Annotated in this window: 5 protein-coding genes; 1 reads left to right on the top strand and 4 read right to left on the bottom strand. The window is 60.3% G+C overall.

Annotated features, from left to right (window positions below; translation table 11 throughout):
• The first annotated feature begins 114 nt into the window (after positions 1–114).
• Complete coding sequence (locus K8W16_RS02565; protein ID WP_369694451.1) at positions 115–381, top strand: glycine zipper domain-containing protein; 267 nt, start codon at positions 115–117, stop codon at positions 379–381.
• Positions 382–531: 150 nt separating this feature from the next.
• On the opposite strand, the gene K8W16_RS02570 is transcribed toward K8W16_RS02565, so the two are convergent.
• From K8W16_RS02570 to K8W16_RS02585, 4 genes are all read right to left on the bottom strand, one after another.
• Entirely contained in the window at positions 532–1,344 is an 813-nt protein-coding gene (locus K8W16_RS02570; protein WP_304120889.1) for an ABC transporter permease, read from the bottom strand.
• Positions 1,341–2,381, bottom strand: coding sequence for an ABC transporter permease (locus tag K8W16_RS02575; RefSeq protein WP_304120890.1), 1,041 nt, complete (start codon positions 2,379–2,381; stop codon positions 1,341–1,343). The genes K8W16_RS02570 and K8W16_RS02575 overlap by 4 nt, the downstream gene beginning before the upstream one ends.
• 54 nt (positions 2,382–2,435) lie before the next feature.
• Positions 2,436–3,005 (bottom strand): hypothetical protein, encoded by a 570-nt coding sequence (locus K8W16_RS02580; RefSeq protein WP_304120892.1) that lies wholly within the window; start codon positions 3,003–3,005, stop codon positions 2,436–2,438.
• 179 nt (positions 3,006–3,184) lie between these two features.
• A partial coding sequence (locus K8W16_RS02585) for a hypothetical protein (protein WP_304120893.1) occupies positions 3,185–3,651 on the bottom strand: 467 nt, incomplete at its 5' end.

The raw sequence follows: 3,651 nt of genomic DNA on the forward strand, positions 1-3,651 counted from the left end.
CTGGACGAATGGTATGCTGCCCATCCTTCGGAAGCTTCCCGTCCCGTGTTTGATGTCCTTTGGTATGAATTCATGGCCCCGGTAGGCAGATGACGTGATATTTTTGGGAGAACAATGATGAAGCAGATTCCCGTTATTCTTTTGATCGGAGCCTTGGCCTTCGGCTTTTCCGGCTGTACCAACATGAGCATGACGCAGCAGGGGGCGCTGAGCGGTGCAGCCGGCGGAGCACTCATAGGCGGCGGTCTGGGCGCTCTTTCCGGCGGCCACGGCACGACGGGTGCGCTCATAGGCGGCGGCCTGGGCGCCTTGGCCGGCGGTATTTACGGCAATCAGCAGGAAAGAAACTATTACGATTCCGGTCGTCACGGACGCTGGTGAGTTTATCCTGTCTTTCGGCCCGGAGTTCCAAAGGCTTCGGGCTGCAGAACCTGCGTTCTCTTCCCTTGGGTCGCAGCATTGCCAGTGTGAACCCATTGTATGAAGAAGGCCCCCGAAAGGGGGCCTTCTTTTGCCTGGAGAGGGGGAGAATCAGCGCTCGCGCAGTCTCGGATCCAGCATATCGCGCAGGCTTTCGCCGAGCAGATTGTATCCGAGCACGGTGATGAGTATGGCAAGGCCGGGGTACAGGGAAAGCCAGGGGGCTATTTCCAGCGTGTTCTTGCCGTCCATGAGCATGTTGCCCCAACTCGCGTCCGGAGGCTGTACTCCGAGGCCCAGGAAGCTGAGGGATGATTCCACCAGAATAGCTCCGGCAACTCCCAGAGTAGCGGAGACCAGTACGGGAGCGAGGGCGTTGGGCAGTATATGTACGAAGAGCAGGCGGGAGGAGGAGGCCCCGGCCAGTTTGGATGCGGCGATGAAGTCCCGTTCTCTCAGGGAGAGAGTTTCGGCCCGCACAAGTCGAGCCACGCCCATCCACGACGTGAGGCCTATGACTACCATGATGTTGGTGAGGCTCGGCTCCAGAAAGGCGATGACGGCGAGGATGAGGAAGAACGAAGGGAAGCATAGCATCACGTCTACGCCGCGCATGATGAGTTCGTCCGTCCACCCGCCGAAATAGCCGGAGGCGAGCCCCAGAACTATGCCTATGGCTGTGGATATGCCCACGGCCACAAAGCCCACCCACAAAGAGACGCGCGCTCCGTAGAGCAGGCGGGAAAAGACGTCGCGGCCGAGTTCGTCGGTTCCCAGAAGATGTTCCGGCGAAGGCGGCATGAGAATGGCGTCGAGGTTCAGGGCGGCGGGGTCGAAAGGGGCCAGCCAGGGAGCAAGCAGGGCAAGGGCGCTCATGGTGAGCACTATGGCAAGCCCGATGAGAAACATACCGTGGCGCTTCATGCCTTGCCTCCCTGTTTTGCCGTTGCCCGGATGCGCGGGTCGGCCAGGCTGTAGCCGGCGTCGGCCAGCATGTTGCCGAGCAGGGTGAGGACGGCCCCGAGTACGAGATTTCCCATGATGAGAGGGTAGTCGCGCGCCATGACGGCGGCATAAAAGAGCTGACCGAGCCCCGGCAGGGCGAAAATAGTTTCAATGATGACGCTGCCGCCGATAAGGCCCGGCACGGAAAGGCCGAGCATGGTGATGACGGGCAGAAGCGCGTTGCGCAGGCCGTGGCGGCCTATGACCAGCCTTGCAGGCAGTCCTTTGGCGCGGGCCGTAGTCATGTAGTCCTGGCGCAACACTTCCAGCATGGAGGAGCGCAGAAAGCGCGAGGTACCCGCTATGCTGCCCACCAGCCCCACAAGAATGGGCAGTGTGAGGTGCTTTGCTATGTCCAGAGCCTTGCCCAGAGGGGAGAGCTGGGCATAGTCCAGGGAGGTGAGGCCGGAAAGGGGAAGCCAGCCGAGGTCTATGCCGAAGTAGAGCATGAGCAGCATGGCCAGCCAGAAGCTGGGCATGGCAAAGCCCAGAAACACGAGCACGGTGAGCGCGCGGTCGAGGAATGTGCCTCTCCGCACGGCCGATACTATGCCTATGGGGATGGAAATAAGCAGGGTGAGCAGCAGGGAAATCACGTTCATGCCCACGGTAAGAGGCAGGCGTTCCATGATTTTTTCCATAACCGGGCGCGCGTCGCTGGAAAGGGAGATACCGAAATCGAGCCGGATGAGGCGGCCCAGCCAGTCCACATATTGTTCCCAGAGCGGGCGGTCCAGCCCGTAAAGGGCGTTCAGGCGCTCGCGTACCATATCGCCCGCCAGCGGATTCAGGCTGGTCTGCATGTCGGTGGGGGTGCCCGGGGCGAGGTGAATGACGAAGAAGCTCACCAGGGTGATCCCCCAGAGCACGAGCAGCATCCACAGCGTTTTGCGGGCGGCGCGGACGGCCAGAGCCTTCCAGCGTGAGGCGCTGCCCGGAATCGGGGTATTCTTCATGCGTTACGTCCTTTAAGAGCGGAGTAGGGGCCGGCGCCCCCACTCAGGAAAAGCTCAGGCTCCGGGCTGCATGGCCCCCTGGCTGAGGTCGCGGTTCATCCATGCGGCGACGGCTCTTGCCTCGGCCTGCCAGTCCGCCGGGGAGAGGCGAAGGGAAAGGAATTGCCGGAACATTTCATCGAGCATGTCCAGAGCCTGATCGAGCAGGTAGATTTTTTCCAGAAAAAGGGCGTCCGGGTCTTCAGCGGCGTCTTCTCTGGAAATGGGAGGAGTGCGCAGGGAATTGATGCTGAAATCTTCGGCCTTCAGCGTCACCTGCCAGTCCATGCCGTCTTTTTCCAGGCGTACCAGGGCGCGGACGACCTTTTTTCCCGTGAGCAGGCCGAGCCTTGCTTCGCGCAGTGGAGAAAAGGAACCCACCACGGTGGCGGTTTCCTGGTTTTCCCCTTCGCCGCCGCGCACCACGATGCGCTGCTCCATGGCCACGGTGAAGGGTTCGCCCCCATGCTCCGGCCCTTCCATGCGGAAGACGTTGCCGGTTTCACTTCGGAACCACAGCCAGGTGAGGAATTCCTGCCCCAGGATGAGGTCGGTATTTTCTCCGATATAACCTATTTCTGCCATAAGAGATGCCTTTGAAAAGCGTTGTCAGTTGAGTGGGCGGAGCGTTTTGCCCTGTGAAAGGTCGATAATCCGCCGGATACAGGCCAAGACCTTTGAGGTCGCCGTCCTGCGGGCGTATGTGCCGGGCATCCGGGAGAAGCCTGCGCAGGATACGGTAGTGTTTCAACGAAGGGCCGCGCTCATACCGCGCTTTCAATGAAATGCGTACCTTCCACGGCGTCCAGTTTTGCGGAGCACTGTTCGCCGAGCAGGGAAAGTGCCAGAGCACAGGGAACGAGCTGTTCCAGACGCAGTTCGAAACTGCGGGTGAAAAGCTCAAGGAAGAGCTCTATCATTTTCGTCTGCGTGGAGGCGAAATACACGCGGCCGGTACGCGTATTCCAGATGACCTGAAACTCCGCCGGGATGGGCAGGAAACGCCCCATGAGGCGCAGTTTCACCTGTTCGCCTATTTCCTTCTTGCGGTCTCTCGGGATGAATTTCTTGCCCAGCTCCTTGATGCGCGCCTCTTCCTCGCGCAGAGCTATGCGCGTGTGCTTGCGAAGTACGGCCGGAGGGATGCGTCTCGTGTCGAGCCGAAGGGAAAAGGTGAGGTAATCGGCTTTTTCCGGCGGGCTCAGTTTCCATTCGGTATCGAGCATGTCGT

Origin of the sequence: Mailhella massiliensis (genome assembly GCF_020741395.1) — a bacterium.
Taxonomy (GTDB): Bacteria; Desulfobacterota; Desulfovibrionia; order Desulfovibrionales; family Desulfovibrionaceae; genus Mailhella; species Mailhella massiliensis_A.

Excerpts from the sequence above, each read along its gene's own strand:
- K8W16_RS02580 (WP_304120892.1), bottom strand. The coding sequence starts at position 3,005 with ATGGCAGAAATAGGTTATATCGGAGAAAATACCGACCTCATCCTGGGG.
- K8W16_RS02575 (WP_304120890.1), bottom strand. The coding sequence starts at position 2,381 with ATGAAGAATACCCCGATTCCGGGCAGCGCCTCACGCTGGAAGGCTCTG.
- K8W16_RS02565 (WP_369694451.1), top strand. The coding sequence starts at position 115 with ATGATGAAGCAGATTCCCGTTATTCTTTTGATCGGAGCCTTGGCCTTC.
- K8W16_RS02570 (WP_304120889.1), bottom strand. The coding sequence starts at position 1,344 with ATGAAGCGCCACGGTATGTTTCTCATCGGGCTTGCCATAGTGCTCACC.